Origin of the sequence: Streptomyces hoynatensis, assembly GCF_003626535.1 — a bacterium.
Classification (GTDB): domain Bacteria; phylum Actinomycetota; class Actinomycetes; order Streptomycetales; family Streptomycetaceae; genus Streptomyces; species Streptomyces hoynatensis.
In genome coordinates this window covers 93,186-108,430 of sequence record NZ_RBAL01000007.1, presented here as the reverse complement: position 1 = coordinate 108,430, position 15,245 = coordinate 93,186, and the positions used below count along the sequence as shown (strand labels likewise).

Here is a 15,245-nt window from a genome sequence, read left to right as displayed (position 1 = left end):
CTCAGTCCCCGCTCAGGTCGTACAGCGTGACGCCGTCGACGGTGGTGGCGGTGAAGTTCTCCGCCACCCACTGGGTGATCTGCGCGGCCTCGGAGTCCCCTGAGCCCATCATGCCCATGCCGCGGTCGGTGCCGTCGCCCACGAAGTAGTGGATGCGGCCGGCGGCGACCAGGCCCTGGAAGCGTTCCAGGGTGGGGGAGGGGTCGGTGCCGTTGAAGCCGCCGACGGGCATCACCGGGTCGCCGGTGGCCAGTTGGTAGCCGGAGGCGACCTGCGAGCCGACGGCGGCGGCCACCCAGGTGTAGGAGTCGGCGTCCTCCTCCAGGGCCGCGGTCAGCTCGGCGCTCGGCTCGCTGGCGTCGAGCAGCCCGCCCTGGCCCTGGCCCGGGCCTGAGGCGCCCGGCTCGGGGCCGCCGTTCGCGCCGCCCTGGCCCTGGGGGCCGTTCGCGCCGCCCTGCGGCTGGGCGCCCCCGCCGGGCGCCCGGCCGCCCACCGGCGCCTGGCCTCCGGCCGGCGCCTGGCCCGGGTTGGCCTGCCCCGGCTGACCGGGCCCGCCCCCGCCGGGCCCAGGGCCCTCCAGGAACACGCGGGCCCCGCCCATCGCGCCGGCCGTGGCGGGGCCGGCCAGCGGGATGGAGCCCGTCTTCGGGGTGTTCGCGGTCTGCGCCGCGAAGGCCGCGGGACCGGCGAGCGCGGACAGCAGCGCCGCCGCCCCCGCCGCAAGCGCCAGGCGCCGCCCCCAGCGGCCGGCGGCGAACCCGCCTACCCCCGGCGCCGCTTCCCCGGTCCCGGCGCGGGAGAGGAGGCCCGCGACCGCCCCGGCGAGCAGCCCGAGCGCCGCCAGGAGCCCGGTGACCAGCACCACCCCGCGCAGCCACGGGTGCCAGCCTTCCGCGCGGCCGAGCAGCACGTACGCCCAGCAGGCCGTCAGCGCCGTGGCCGCGGCCAGCGTCGCCGCCGCGGCCGGATGCCTGCGCCGCCGCCACAGCACGGTGGCGCCCATGGCGACGACCGCGCCGATCGAGGGGGCGAGGGCGATGTTGTAGTACTGGTGGAAGATGCCCTGCATGTAGCTGAACACCAGCCAGTGCGTGACCAGGAAACCGCCCCACAGCAGGAAGGCGGCCCGCACCGGGCTCGTACGGCGGCGGCGCCTCGTGGCCCACAGGCCGGCGACGAGCAGCAGCAGCGCGGCCGGCAGCAGCCAGGCGATCTGGCCGCCCATGTCCGAGCCGAAGAGCCGCCCGATGCCGGTCTCCCCCCAGCCACCGCCCTGCGGCGCTTCGGGTGCCTGCGTCGCCTCGGTGCCGGGAGCGAAGATCACCGCTCCGCCGGTGCTGCCGGTCTCCTCGCCGTTCAGCCGCCCCAAGCCGTTGTAGCCCAGGGTGAGTTCGAGGATGCTGTTGTGCTGCGAGCCGCCGATGTAGGGGCGCGAGCCGGCCGGCCACAGCTCGACCAGGGCGACCCACCAGCCCGCCGAGGCCACCAGTGCCAGGCCGCCCGCCAGGAGCTGGCCCACGCGGCGCAGCGGCCCGGTCGGGGCGCACAGCAGGTAGACCAGCGCCAGGGCGGGCAGCACCAGGAACGCCTGCAGCATCTTGGCCAGGAAGCCGAAGCCCACGCAGGTCCCCGCGAGCACCAGCCACCGGGTGCGGCCGTCCTCGACCGCCCGCAGCACCGCGTACCCGGACAGGGTGAGCAGCAGCACGAGCAGCGCGTCGGGGTTGTTGAACCGGAACATCAGCGTCGCCACCGGCGTGAGGGCCAGCGTCGCGCCGGCCAGCAGCCCCGCCCCCGGGCCGAACCGGCGCCGCACCGCGGCGTACAGCACGCCCACGGTGGCCACGCCCATCAGGGCCTGCGGGACCAGGATGCTCCAGGCGTTCACGCCGAACAGCCGGGCGGAGAGCTCCATCACCCACAGCGAGGCGGGCGTCTTGTCGACGGTGATGGAGTTGGCCGCGTCGAAGGAGCCGAACAGGAACGCCTTCCAGCTCTCGCTGCCCGCCTGCACGGCCGCCGAGTAGTAGGCGTTGGCCCAGCCGGACGCCCCCAGGTTCCACAGGTACAGCGCGGCGGTCAGGGCGAGCAGCGCGAGCAGCGCGGGCCGCGCCCAGCGCGGGTCGCCAGGGCGGCCACGCCACAGGCGGCGGCCGAACTCGCCCGCCGGGGGCAGGCGCCGCGGGCGGCGGTGGGGCGCCACGCCGGGTGGCGGGGCGGCGGCCGGGGCGGGAAGCGGGGGACGGGTGGGGGGAGCGGTCATCGTTCCTTCTTCTGACGGGGGGCAGGCAGCGGGCGGGGGGAGGTGGGGCGCGGGGGCGCCGGGGCCGCGGGGGGCCGTCTGCCGAACACCCAGGCGCGGAACAGCAGGAACCGCACCAGGGTGGCGGCGAGGTTCGCGGCGATCAGCACCGTCAGCTCCACCGCGTGGGAGGGTTCGCCGCCCGAGGCGTGCAGGAGGGCGAGGGAGCCGCTGGTGAGGGCGAGCCCGAGCAGGAACACCGCGAGCCCGCGGGCCTGGTGCCGGCCCGCCCTGGCCCGCCCGCGGACCCCGAAGGTGAGGCGGCGGTTGGCGGCCGTGTTGCCGACCGCGGTCAGCAGCAGCGCCAGCGCGTTCGCCCACTGCGCGCCCACCGGGCCGCGGAGGGCGACGAAGAGCAGCAGATACGCGAGGGTGCTCGCCGCCCCCACCGCGCAGAACCCGATCAGCTGCCTGCCGAGCCCGGCCGGCACGCCCGGCACCCCTGGCACCCCTGGCACCCCTGGCACCCCCGGCACGTCACCGTACGGGTCCCCCGCCCGGTGCAGGGCCGCCAGCGGCAGCCGCCCGCGGGCCAGGGCCCGGCCGACGCGCACCATGCCCTTGAGGTCGGCCACGGCGGTGGCGACGATGTCGACCCGGCTGTCGGGGTCGTCCACCCAGTCCACGGGCACCTCGTGGATGCGCAGCCCGGCGCGCTCCGCGAGCACCAGCAGCTCCGTGTCGAAGAACCAGCCGGTGTCCGCGACCATCGGCAGCAGCCGCTGGGCCACCTCCCTGCGTATCGCCTTGAAGCCGCACTGGGCGTCGGAGAACCTGGCGCGGAGTGTCCCGCGCAGCAGCAGGTTGTAGGCCCGGGAGATCACCTCACGGCGCGGGCCGCGCACCACCCGCGAGCCGTGGGTGAGCCGGGAGCCGATCGCGAGGTCGGAGTGCCCGGAGATCAGCGGGGCGACCAGCGGCAGCAGGGCCGCCAGGTCGGTGGAGAGGTCCACGTCCATGTAGGCGAGCACGGGCGCGTCCGAGGCCGACCAGGCGTGGCGCAGCGCCCTGCCCCGGCCCTTCTCCGGCAGGTACACGGCCGTCACCTCCGGCAACTCGCGTTGCAGCGCGGCGGCGACCTCGGCGGTCGCGTCCCGGCTCGCGTTGTCCGCGATGGTGATCCGGAACGGGTAGGGGAACGTCGACCGCAGGTGCGCGTGCAGCCGCCGCACGCAGGGCTCCAGGTCGCGCTCCTCGTCGTAGACCGGGATCACCACGTCGAGCACGGGGGCGCCACGGGCGGCGACCACCGGCCCGCGGGCGGGCAGCGCGCCCGGCTGTGGGGTCAGTGTGTCCATGCTGGCGACCCTCGAATCCCGCCCTGTCCCACCCATGTGACCCGCCTGTGTGCCACCTGTGAGTCGAGCCGCGGGCCGCGGCCTGATCTCGGGCCGTGGGAAGAAGGCTGTGGGCCTGATGCGCCGGGGGCCGCGGGAAGTGGGTTGTGGGCCGCGGGAAGTGGGCCATGGGCCAGGTGCCATGGGCCAGGTGCCGTGTGCGGTCGGGGCGGGGCTTGCGGGCCGCGTCCGCTGGGGGTGGGGGCCTGCGTGCCGCGTCGGGTCGGGGCTTGCGGGCTGCGCCCGCTCGGGGCGGGGCCACGAGCCATGCGGGTGGGGCCGGGCGGGAACTCGGCCGCGGGGCCCGCGAGGAAACCGGCCGGGCCGCCGGCGAGTGCGCGCGGCAGGGGCTCAGCCTGCGGGGAACTCGGCCGTGTCCTGCACCGGGTCCGGGGCCGGGGCGTGAGCCGGATCGGGGGCCGGGCTGTGAGCCGGTTTGGGGGCCGGGCGCGCGGCTGTGCCCCGAACGGCCCCTCGGACAGCGGCCGTTCCCCGAGCCGCGTCCTGCGCCGGGTGGATGGCCGCGTCGCGCACCGGCTCCCGTACCGCCTCGCGCGGTGGATGGGTGGCTGCCTCGTGCGATGGGTGGGCGGCCGTGTCGCGCGGTGGGTGGGCGGCCGGGGGCCGCGCCGGGTGGGTGGCCGGGGCGGGCGTGCGGGCGGCGGGCAGCGACACCGTGAACTCCGTGCGGCCCGGCACGCTGCGCACCGACACGGTGCCCTGGTGCGCGGCCACCACCGCCGTCACGATGGCCAGGCCGAGGCCGGTGCTCCCGGCGGCCCTGGAGCGCGAGCCGTCGCCCCGGGAGAACCGCTCGAAGACGGTCGGCAGCACCTCGGGCGGGATGCCGGGCCCGTCGTCGGCGACGCGCAGCACCACGTACTCCCCCTCGCGGCGGACCGAGGCCGTCACCTCGGTGCCGGGCGGGGTGTGGGTGCGGGCGTTGGCCAGCAGGTTGACCAGCACCTGCTGGAGCCGCGCCGGGTCGGCGCTCACGCACATCGGCTCCCCGGGCAGCGCGAGCCGCCAGCGGTGGTCCGGGCCCGCGGCGCGCGCGTCGCCGACCGCGTCGACCACCAGCGGCGACAGGTCGACTTCCGTCTTTGCGAGGGGGCGTCCCGAGTCGAGCCGCGCCAGCAGCAGCAGGTCCTCCACCAGCGAGGTCATCCGGGTCGCCTCCGCCTCCACCCGGCGCAGCGCATGGGCGGCGTCGGGCGGCAGCTTCTCGTGCCCGCGGCGGGTCAACTCGGCGTAGCCGCGGATCGAGGCCAGCGGGGTGCGCAACTCGTGGCTGGCGTCGGCCACGAACCGCCGCACCCGGGTCTCGCTCGCCTGCCGGGCCGCGAGCGCGGAGGAAACGTGGTCGAGCAGCCGGTTCAGCGAGGCGCCGACCTGCCCCACCTCGGTGCGCGGGTCGGTGTCCGCGGCCGGCACCTTCTCCAGCCGGCCGACCTCCCCGCGGTGCAGGTTCTGCCCCGAGACCCGGATGGCGGTCCCGGCGACCCGGCGCAGGGGGCGCAGGGCCAGCGTGACCACCGGCACCAGCGCCAGCCCTCCGGCGAGGAGCGCCGCGGCGGCGAGGACCGCCTGCACGGCGACGACCTGCTGCACGGTGTCCTGAACGGTCGTCATCGGCACCCCGGTGACCACCGTGTCGCCGTTGTGGCCCTGCACCGCGATCAGCCGGTAGTCGCCGAGGCCGGGGATGGCGTGCGTGTGCGGCTCCCCGTCCGTCGGCACCTCGACGGAGGCGGCGACCTGCGCGGCGGACAACTCGTCGACGGCGGGCGGGGTACCGCCGTCCAGCACGCCCGCGCTCACCGTGCCCTCGTCGCGCACCAGCACGCCCAGGGCGCGCGAGTCGATCCCGGGACGCTTCAGGAAATCGAGGCCGGGCGGCAGCTCTTCCTCGTCGCCCAGGTGCATGAACACCGTCCCGGGAACGGCCTGTTGACCCGCCTCCCGCACCCGCTGGTCGAGCTGCTCCATGAGGAACGCCCGGATCGCCACGGTGCTGACCAGGGCGCCGGCCGCGAGCACCACGGCAAGCAGCAGCAGACAGGAGGCCACGAGGCGGGTGCGCAACGGGCGCCCGTGCCACCACCCGGCCCGCGCCGCCCGGGGTGGCGCGGAAGGCGGAGGCGGAGCGGGGAACTCAGGGGAGCGCGGGGAAGGGGGCATGGCGGCGTGGGGCACGAGGAAACACCAGGAAGCACCGGGGAAAAGGGGACTCAGGCGAGAGGCGCACGAGTCGTGGGGGGAGCAGGAGGAGTGGGAGAAGCAGGGGCAGCGGGAGGAGTGGGAGAAGCAGGGGACGTGGGCAGCGAGGGAGGTGCGGGGGGCGTGGGAGGGGTGGGCGGCGTGGTGGGCGCGGGGGCCGCCGGCTTGAGGACGTAACCGGCGCCGCGCTTGGTGTGGATCATGGGCGCGCGTCCGGCGTCGATCTTGCGCCGCAGGTAGGAGATGTACAGCTCGACGACGTTGGCCTGTCCGCCGAAGTCGTAGGACCAGACCCGGTCGAGGATCTGCGCCTTGCTGAGGACCCGCCGCGGGTTGCGCATGAGGTAGCGGAGCAGCTCGAACTCGGTCGCGGTCAGCTCGACCGGGTCCCCGGCCCGGTGCACCTCGTGGCTGTCCTCGTCCAGGGTGAGGTCGCCGACCACGAGCAGCGACTCGGGCCGCCTGACCGCCGCGCCGGAACGCCGCAGCAGCCCGCGCAGCCGGGCGACGACCTCCTCCAGGCTGAACGGCTTGGTCACGTAGTCGTCGCCGCCCGCGGTGAGCCCCGCGATCCGGTCCTCCACCGCGTCCCGTGCGGTCAGGAACAGGATCGGCAGGTCGGGGGCGTGCGCCCTGATCCGGTGCATCGTCTCGATGCCGTCGAAGTCCGGCAGCATCACGTCGAGCACCACCGCGTCCGGCCGGAACTCCCGGGCGGCCCGCACGGCCCCCGACCCGTCCCCGGCGGCCCGCACCTCCCAGCCCTCGTAGCGCAGAGCCATCGACAGCAGATCGGCGAGCGAGGACTCGTCGTCGACGACGAGCACCCGCAACGCGCGCTCGGCCCCTGAGGGAACCAGCGAGTGGGAAGACCGCATGCGGCCACCGTGCGCGGCGAACCTGAGCGTTTCCTGAGAGACGGCTGTGAACACCCTCAGAACGCGCCCCGGCCCCCAGGGGCACGGCCCCCGCCACCCAGCCGCCCCCGGCCCGCCCGGGGGCAGTCCCTCCCGAGGGAACCGGGCCGCGGCCCGGCGCCGACCCGGGCGCCGCCCCCGGCCCCGGGCGCCGGCCCGCGGGAGGCGCGGCTCCGGAGGGCGCACCGGCACGCGGCAGCCCCCCGGCTCCGGGGCGGGCGCTCAGGCGGCGGGGCCGTGCACCTCGCCGAGCAGCCGGAACCTGCGCGGCTCTCCCGCCACCGGCCAGGCGCCGTCGCCTTCCCCGGCGCCCGTCGCGTAGACGAGGGCGTGGCGGCCGTCCTTGCCGACGAGCAGGTGGGCCGCGGCCAGCCCGGCCGGAGGCGCGGCCCGCAGGGCATCCGCGGCAGCCTCGGCCCAGGCCCGCGCCTCCTCCGCGCTCTCCGTCTGCCGGTGCACCAGCGTGACCACCTCTCCGGAGGAGCCGGACTCCGCCAACCCGCCCGGCCCCGCGGCCCCGCCCGACCCGGCAGGCGCGGGAACCCGGGCGTCCCCCGCGCCGGAGGCACCCGAGCCGGCCTCGAACCGCACGCTGCCGTGCAGCCGGTAACGCACCACACCGGGGCGCTCGATGCCCTCGATCGCCTCGTCGATACGCCCCACCATCGCCGGCCGGTGGGTCCGCATCCACTCCCGGTGCGCCTCGTCGCTCGTCCACCTGGCGTGGCAGAGCAGCACGCGCCCGTCCACGCTCGCGAAGCAGCTCAACCGCCGGAACGCCACGGGCCGCAGCCGCCTGCTCAGCTCCCGCCACTCCCCGAGCAGCGCCTCGGCGGCACGCCGCTGCCGTTCCGGCGTCCCGACGATCCACTCGCTGATCAGCGTCGTTCCCGCATCGAAGGTGCCCATCCCGATTCCTTTCCCTGGGCCGGGCGACCAGCCTGAAACATCAACCTCCCTTGAAGTCAACTGTCCGCGGAGGCGGCGCCGCACCGCCGGCCCCCGCACCCCTCACCCCCGAGTCCCCTCCGCACTCCCGCGCGGCCGGGCCCTCCGGCCCCCGGCGGGCGGGCGGCGGCGCGGGTGGGAAGCCGGCCCGCCGCTCAGGCCACGCCGGAGACCAGGCCGACCCGGTAGGCGAGGACGACCGCCTGCACGCGATCCCGCAGCCCGAGCTTCGACAGGATGCGCGACACATAGGTCTTGACCGTCTCTGCCGTGATGAACAGGGCGGCGGCGATCTCCGCATTCGACATTCCCTCGGCGATCAGCTTCAGCACCTCCACCTCGCGGGGGGCCAGGGCACGCGTCACCTCCTCCCGGGCCGGGCGCGCGGAGTCCGCCGGGCGCAGCCGTTCGGCGAAGTGACCGATCAACTGCCGGGTGACGGCGGGCGCGAGCAGCGCCTCGCCACGGGCCACGGTCCGGACGGCGCTCACCATCTCCGCGGGCGGGGCGTCCTTCAGGAGGAACCCGCTGGCCCCCGCCCGCAGGGCCTCGTAGACGTAGGAGTCCACGTTGAAGGTGGTGACGACCAGGATCTTCGCCGGGTCGGTGGCCTCCGGGCCGGCCAGCCGCCTCGTCGCCTCGATGCCGTCCACCAGGGGCATCCTGATGTCCATCACGATCACATCGGGCCGCAGCCGCCGCGCGCACTCGATCGCCTCGTGGCCGTTCTCCGCCTCTCCGGCGACCTCCATGTCGGGCTGCGCGTCGAGAATGGTCGCGAAGCCGGCGCGCACCAGCGCCTGGTCGTCGCAGACGAGCAGCCGGATGGGCCGGGGCACGTCGCTCATGGGCACTCTCCTGGGTCGGCGGGGCCGGGGCGGCACGGAATCACGGCCCGAACGCTGAAGCCGCCGTCCGGCCGGGCGCCGGCGATCAGTTCACCATCGAGCATCCGCACCCGTTCGCGCAGGCCGTTCAGCCCTCTTCCCCCTGCCGGGAGGGGCTTTCGCGGCTTCGGCAGGTGCGCGTCGCGCCCGGGGCCTTCCGTCGTCACCTCTATCTCCAGTCGCTCGTCGCCGTGCCGCACCTCCACCGCGGTCGGCCGCCCGGTCGCGTACTTCATCGCGTTGGTGAGGGCCTCCTGCACCACCCGGTAGGCCGCCAACTCCACGTCCACCGGCCGTGGCCGGGGCGCGCCCTCCTCCCGCCACTCGACGGGCTGGCCGGACAGCCTGGCCTGGCCGACGAGGTCCGACACCTTGCCGAGGGCCGGGCCGCGCCCCGCGCCCTGGGCGTCCCCCGCGGGGGCGGCGGCGCTGGTCGCCTCCAGCACGCCGAGCAGGGAACGCAGCTCCGTCAGCGCCCGCCGCCCGGTGCCGCTTATCGCGGTGAGACTCTCCCCGGCGCGGTCGGGCGCGGTGCCGAGGAGGAACTGCGCCGCGTCGGCCTGTACCACCATGGCGGTCACGTGGTGGGTCACGACATCGTGCAACTCGCGTGCGAGGCGCGCGCGTTCGGCGCCGATGGCGAGCTCGGCGGCCAGCAGCCTGCGCTCCGCCTCCTCCGCACGCCACCTGCGCACGGCGGCGCCGGCGAGCCACGCCACCGCGAGCACCGCGTAGAAGGCGAGGTAGTCGGGGACCTGCTGGGGCGAGCCCCGATGGTGCAGCACCGCCGCCAGCACCGCGTAGCCCGCGCTCGCCGCCACCGCGAGACCCTGGCGGTGGCGCGCCCGGTGCGCCCCGGCCGCGTACAGGGCCAGGTAGAGGCCGATCCCCCCGAAGGTCTGCGGGCAGCCCAGCGCCTGGTGCGCCGCGAAGGCGGCGCCGATGACCGCGAGGCAGGCTCCCGGCCGCCGACGGCGGAACATCAGCGGCAGGGACTGCGCCAGGGCCAGGGCCACGCCGGCTGCGTCCTGCCGGCGTTCGGGCAGGTCTCCCAGCTGGGGGCCTATGGCGGAGAGGGTGGGCACGAGGGCCAGCAGGGCGAGTGCGGCGGCGAGGACGGCGTCCTGAACGAACGCGCCGCGCCCGCGCCACCAGCCGAGGGGCGCCCGGAGGAGACGAGCGCTCCGGGCCGCCTGGGTGAGCATCACAGCCGTTTCCTTCGGTGCGGTGGTCCCGGTGGGCCTGTCGTGGCGTCCGGGGGGTGGTCAGCGGTCGGCGTGCCGCCTCGGGAGGAGGCCGCCGCGCCGGTGGGCGAGGAGGAGCATGGGGAGGGCGAGCAGCAGGCTGAGGAGAACCGGTACCAGCGAGGCCTCCAGGCCGAAGTCGCCCCCGGTCAGCAGGGCCGGGCCGTCGAGGTCGGCGCGCAGCAGGCCGTCGCCGGTGTGGCCGGAGACCGGTATGCCGAGCAGCTGCTCCGTGGCGTTCCACGCGAAGTGGAGGCCCGCGGCGAACCAGATGCTGCGCCGCCACAGGAAGGCGGCCCCGAGCAGGACCCCGGCCTCGATGGCTATCGCCAGCGAACTCCAAAGGCTCGCCCCCGGGTTGCCCAGGTGCAGGAGGCCGAACAGGGCCGCGGTGACGGCCAGGGCGCCGCGGCTGCCGCATATCCGCTCGAGCGCCTGCAGGGCGATGCCGCGCAGCATCAGCTCCTCGGTGATCGCCGCGCCCGCCGCCGTGACGAGCACGGAGGCCGCCACCGGGAGGAGGCGGTGGCCCGACGAGCCGAAGGAGTATCCGCCGAAGGCCGCTATCAGGGCCACGGAGGCGAGGACGAACCCGAGGCCGGTCCCCGCGCCGAGCAGTGCCTCGCGCCCGGCGCCCGGGCGGGCGGTCTCCGGGGTGCCGCGCCGGGCGAGGCGGCGCATCACCAGCTGGTAGACGCCCAGGGCGCCGGCCGCACCGAGGAGGGGGAGGAGGGTGCCGCTCACGGTCCCCTGCTCGCCTCCCGAGGTCAGGGCCGAGACCGCGCCGATGCCGAGCAGGCCGGCCGACATCCAGCCGAGCGGGGACCGGGCGAACCGGGCACCGCGGCCCCGGGCCTCCGCGCCGGCATCCACAGCGGCATCCGCGGCGGACTCGGCAGCGAACTCCGGGGCGGCGCCGCGGCCGGCGGGCGGGGGTGGGGTGAGCGTCGTAACCATGGTGACCTCCGTGGGATTGGCCGCCCTCCGGCGACCCACTCCGTACGGTAGGAAGACGGGCGCCCCCGCGAATCACCCGCCGATGGACGGTTTTTGTAGCTCTCACGGGGGACAACGGCCGCCCACAGCCCATCCTTTCGTCACCCGCGCCCTGCCCACGCCCCGCCCTGCCCCACCCTGCCCACGCCCCACCCTGCCCGCGCCTTGCCGAGCCTGCGTCCGCACCCGCCCCGCGCCCGCACCGGCCCCGCCGGGCCCCGGCCCGCGCGTGCACCGGCCCCGCCGGGCCCCGGCCCGCGCGTGCACCGACCCCGCCTCGGCCCGCGCGTGCACCGACCCCGCCTCGGCGCCGCCCTCCCGCCCCCGGCCCACGCCCGCGCGCCTCGCGTACCGTTCCGGTGCCGGGCTCCGCCGCATCGGGCCCACCGCATCGGGTGCCCCACCGCATCGGGCTCCGCCGCATCGGGCCGCGCCGTTCCGGAGCCGTGCCGAGGACCGAGCCGTCCCGCACCCGCCCCGGCTCAGGCCGTTGCCGCCGGGCGGGGGGCGGCCCTCGGGGCGAGGCTGCCGGAGGCGGCCAGGACGAGCAGGCCGGCCACGGGCACGACGAGCAGCCCGAGCCGAATGGAGTGGGCGTCGGCGATCACTCCGACCACGGGTGGCGAGAGCAGGAAGCCGACGCGCATGAGGAAGGCCGTGACCGTGATGCCCGCGCCCGGCCACAGGCCGGGCAGCTCGTCGGCGGCGTGGAAGGCGGCGGGGATCAGGGTGGCGATGCCCAGACCGCTGAGGCCGAAGCCGACGATGGTGCTCGCCGTGCTCGGCCACAGCAGGGCCGCGCCCATGCCGAGGACGACGAGCAGGCCGCCCACCCGCGCGGTCGTGCGGTCGCCGAGCCGCTGCACCACGCGGTCGCCGAGCAGGCGGCCGACGGTCTGCGAGCCCTGGAGCGCGGTGAAGGCGAGGCCGCCGACGAACGGCCCGGCGGACAGCTCGTCCCTGAGGTACACCGAGCCCCAGGAGGCGCCGGAGTCCTCGGCCACGGCCGCCGAGGCGCTGAGCAGCCCGAGCGCGCCGAGCGCGAGCGCCGCGTGCCACCCCAGCCGCCGCGCGCCCCCGGCGCCCGCTCCCGCCCCCGCTCCCTCCGTCTTCGTCTCGCGTTCGGTGTCCTCGGCCCCTGGCAGCAGGTACCGGAAGGAGCCGAGCGCCAGCGCGGCGGTGAGGGCGCCGGTCACGCCCAGGTGCACGGCCAGGGGAATGTCGGCCTGGGCGGCCCCCGCGCCGCTGAACCCGCCGAGGACGGCGCCCACGCTCCACACGCCGTGGAAGGCATTGAGGATGGAGCGGCCGTACAGGCGCTGGACGCGCAGGCCGTGGGCGTTCATGGCCACGTCGGTGACCGCGTCCAGCGCTCCGGCGAGGAATATCCCGGCGCACAGCAGCGCGTAGCCGGGGGCGGTGCCGATGCCGAGGACGGTCAGTCCCAGCAGGGTCAGGGTGCTCACGGCGGTCCGCGCCGAGCCGAACCGGGTGATCAGCGGGCTGGCCAGCAGGCCGAGCACCAGCGCGCCGAGCGGCATGGCGGCGATCGCGGTGCCGAGGGCGGCGTTGGACAGGCCGAGGTCCGACTTGATCTCGGGGTAGCGCGGCACGACGTTGGCGAAGACGAAGCCGTTGCCGAGGAAGAGCAGCGCCACCGCGGCGCGCGCCCGCCGCGCCGTCGTCCGCTGCTCCGCCGCGCGGTCCGCCGCGGCGGTCGTCATGCCGGGGAACCCGGGCCGGCCGGCCCGTGACCGCAGGACTGGCGGAGCGTGAGCCCGGGCTTGACGGTCACCTGCCGCAGGGCGAGCGGTTCCCCACCCGCGGCGGCGTGGTCGAGCCGGTCGAGGAGCATCTGCGCGGCCTGTTCGCCGAGTTGCCGCTTGGAGGGAGCCACGGCAGTCAACGGTACCTCCGCCATGGCCGCGATCTCGTCGTCGTAGGCGATCAGCGCGAGGTCCTCCGGGGTGCGCAGGCCGCGCGCCCGCAGCCGCTGGAGCAGCTCGATCGCGTCGTGGTCGGAGTGCACCAGCGCGGCCGTGGTGCCGCTGGCCAGGCAGGACTCGATGAACGTGTCGTACTGCCTGGCCGCAACCGCCGAGCCGAGCGGCGGGCGTCCGCCGTCGAGCAGCGGCGCGGCGGGGTCGAGGCCGAGTTCCCGCACCGCGTCCGCGTGGCCCTCGCGGACAAGCGGGCCCGTGGGGCTGCCGGTGAGGTAGAGGGCGACCCGCCGGTGCCCGAGCGCGTGCAGGTGGCGCACGGCGTGGTAGGCGCCGTGCCGGTGGTCGGAGACGACGAACTCGCAGGGCTCGTAGGGGTCCTCGGGCTGCCGCTCAAGCAGCACGAAAGGCAGGCCGAGTTCGCGCAGTCCCGCCATGGTGGCGGAGGGCACGTGGTGCGGGCCCGCGGTGGCCACGAGCAGCCCGTCCGCGCCCGAGGCGGCGAGCTCCTCCAGCTGTTTCAGGTCGCGTGGCCTGACGTAGTCGGTGAGCCCGATGACCACGCGGGCGCCGCGCCGGGCGGCGACCGCCCTGACCCCGGCGAGGACGCGCGGGTAGTAGTAGGTGGCCGAGGGCACGAGCAGGCCGAGCGTCCGGGAGGGCGGCGGTTCCACGGGCTCGGGCTGCCCGTCGCCCTCCGCCGCCGCGGCGTCGGCCACCGCCCGGTCCACCGGTATCGCGCCGCCGCGGACCTTGGTCAGCCGGCCGAGGTCGGCGAGTTCTCCCAGGTCCCGGCGGATCGTGCCGGGGGAGACGCCGAACCGCGCCGCGAGCTCGGTGACGCGTACGGCGCCGGTGGCGTGCAGCTCCCGCAGCAGCAGCTCCTGCCGTTGTTCCACGAGCATGTCCGCCATGTCCCGTCCCCTTTCGCCACCGCCGGGACGTCCTCGCGCCCGGTGCGGCTCGTCGGCGGACCGGCGCCGAGCGGCGCGGCCCACAGGTACCGAGCGCTGAGCCTAATGGATGAACCCAGGTGATCGCGCGAGACTTCTGATCGCTTGTTGTCGCTCATTGGCGATCCTGCTCATTTCTATTGACTAGTTGACGAAGTTGGGTCAGGGTGCGGTGGCACACGCCACACAAGGAGCCGCTCACGTGTTCACACGCACCGTCGCCGCTCTGGTCGGCCTGGCGGCGTCCCTGCTGCTCGCGTCCTGCGGGCTGTCGGACGACGCGAACGGGAACCAGCCGACCACGATCACGTACTGGTCCTGGGTGTCCGGTTCACGGGAGATGGTCGACCGCTTCAATGCCACCCACGACGACATCCGGGTCAACTTCGAGCTGATACCGTCCGGAACCTCCGGCGGCTACTCCAAGATGTTCAACGCGGTCCGGGCGGGACGCGCCCCCGACATCGTCACCGTCGAATACCCCGAACTTCCCGGCTTCGTCACGCAGAACGTCGTGCAGCCGATCACCCGCTACGGCGTGGAGGAGCTGGCCGGCCGGTACCCGGAGTGGACCTGGCGGCAGGTCGCGCTGGGCGGCGAGGTCTACGCCCTCCCCAAGGACATCGCCCCGCAGGTCCTCTTCTACCGCGCCGACCTGTTCGAGGAGTACGGGCTCGAACCCCCGGCGACCTGGGAGGAGTACCGAGCCGAGGCCGAGCGGCTGCACGAGGAGCACCCGGACGTCTCCATGACCACCTTCCCCACCGCGGACGCCGGCCTGCTCGCCGGGCTCGCCTGGCAGGCCGGGGCGGACTGGTTCGACACGTCGAGCGGGCAGTGGCGCGTGGACACCACCGACGAGGCCACCCGACGCGTCGCCGACTACTGGGACTCCCTGCTCGCCGACGGCCTCGTCACCGCCGGGCCCACCTTCGCCGAGCAGCACATCACCGACCTGGAGGCGGGCCGTTCCCTCACCCTGATCGCCGCCCCCTGGACCGCCGCCAACCTCTCCCGCTTCGTGCCCGACCTCGCCGGCACCTGGGGCGTCGCCCCGCTGCCCGCCTGGGACCTGGCCGCCTCGGGCAACTACGGCGGCTCCACCATGGCCCTGCCCGTCGGCTCCCCGCACCCGGAGGAGGCCATGGAGTTCGCCCGCTGGGTCTCCACCTCCCCCGACGCCATCGCCGCCGCCGCCCCGGTCAGCACCGCCTTCCCCGCGAACGCCGACCTGGCCGACGACTGGCGCACCGCCGTCGAGGAGGCCAACCCGTACACCCACGGCATGAACCTGGCGGCCGTCGCCGCGGCCGCCGCACCCACCATCCCCCCCTCCTGGGAGTGGGGTCCCGACATGACCGACGGCTTCAGCCGGCTCAACGACGAGACGACCCTCGACATCGGCCTCCCCGGCGGCCTCGCGACGGCGTTCCGCGACTGGCAGGACGCCACGGTCGACCAACTGCGCCGGCGCGGCTACGACGTCACAGGCTGAAGGGAC

General features: G+C 75.9%; 10 protein-coding genes and 1 pseudogene. 1 reads left to right on the top strand and 10 read right to left on the bottom strand.

Annotated elements, in window-relative coordinates:
* Window position 1: 1 nt before the first annotated feature.
* The 10 genes and pseudogenes from D7294_RS14375 to D7294_RS14330 all read right to left on the bottom strand — a co-directional run bounded on the left by D7294_RS14375 (window position 2) and on the right by D7294_RS14330 (window position 13,705).
* The gene (locus D7294_RS14375; protein WP_120679541.1) at window positions 2-2,263 is read right to left on the bottom strand and encodes an ArnT family glycosyltransferase; all 2,262 of its coding nucleotides are present in this window, start codon (window positions 2,261-2,263) and stop codon (window positions 2-4) included.
* Window positions 2,260-3,600, bottom strand: coding sequence for a bifunctional glycosyltransferase family 2/GtrA family protein (locus D7294_RS14370; RefSeq protein ID WP_120679539.1), 1,341 nt, complete (start codon window positions 3,598-3,600; stop codon window positions 2,260-2,262). The genes D7294_RS14375 and D7294_RS14370 overlap by 4 nt, the downstream gene beginning before the upstream one ends.
* A gap of 390 nt (window positions 3,601-3,990) precedes the next feature.
* On the bottom strand, window positions 3,991-5,820 hold the full coding sequence (locus D7294_RS14365; RefSeq protein WP_120679955.1) for a sensor histidine kinase: 1,830 nt from the start codon (window positions 5,818-5,820) through the stop codon (window positions 3,991-3,993).
* A gap of 194 nt (window positions 5,821-6,014) precedes the next feature.
* Window positions 6,015-6,737: pseudogene (locus tag D7294_RS14360) on the bottom strand (response regulator transcription factor); the annotation flags it as partial.
* Window positions 6,738-6,998: 261 nt separating this feature from the next.
* A complete protein-coding gene (locus D7294_RS14355) occupies window positions 6,999-7,685 on the bottom strand; it encodes an antibiotic biosynthesis monooxygenase (protein WP_120679535.1) in 687 nt (228 codons plus the stop codon).
* Between the two features lie 194 nt (window positions 7,686-7,879).
* The gene (locus D7294_RS14350) at window positions 7,880-8,572 is read right to left on the bottom strand and encodes a response regulator (RefSeq protein ID WP_120679533.1); all 693 of its coding nucleotides are present in this window, start codon (window positions 8,570-8,572) and stop codon (window positions 7,880-7,882) included.
* Complete coding sequence (locus D7294_RS14345) at window positions 8,569-9,816, bottom strand: sensor histidine kinase (RefSeq protein WP_120679531.1); 1,248 nt, start codon at window positions 9,814-9,816, stop codon at window positions 8,569-8,571. Before D7294_RS14345 ends, D7294_RS14350 begins: the two co-directional genes overlap by 4 nt.
* A gap of 60 nt (window positions 9,817-9,876) precedes the next feature.
* A complete protein-coding gene (locus D7294_RS14340) occupies window positions 9,877-10,812 on the bottom strand; it encodes a CPBP family intramembrane glutamic endopeptidase (RefSeq protein WP_120679529.1) in 936 nt (311 codons plus the stop codon).
* Between the two features lie 521 nt (window positions 10,813-11,333).
* Complete coding sequence (locus D7294_RS14335; RefSeq protein WP_120679527.1) at window positions 11,334-12,575, bottom strand: MFS transporter; 1,242 nt, start codon at window positions 12,573-12,575, stop codon at window positions 11,334-11,336.
* Window positions 12,572-13,705 carry a substrate-binding domain-containing protein gene (locus tag D7294_RS14330; protein WP_241562354.1) on the bottom strand — a complete coding sequence of 378 codons (1,134 nt, stop codon included), beginning with the start codon at window positions 13,703-13,705 and terminating at the stop codon, window positions 12,572-12,574. Before D7294_RS14330 ends, D7294_RS14335 begins: the two co-directional genes overlap by 4 nt.
* Before the next feature lie 241 nt (window positions 13,706-13,946).
* Between D7294_RS14330 and D7294_RS14325 the strand changes: the two genes are divergently transcribed.
* Window positions 13,947-15,239: an ABC transporter substrate-binding protein gene (locus tag D7294_RS14325; RefSeq protein WP_120679525.1), complete on the top strand. Its 1,293-nt coding sequence runs from the start codon at window positions 13,947-13,949 to the stop codon at window positions 15,237-15,239.
* The last annotated feature ends 6 nt before the right edge of the window (window positions 15,240-15,245 follow it).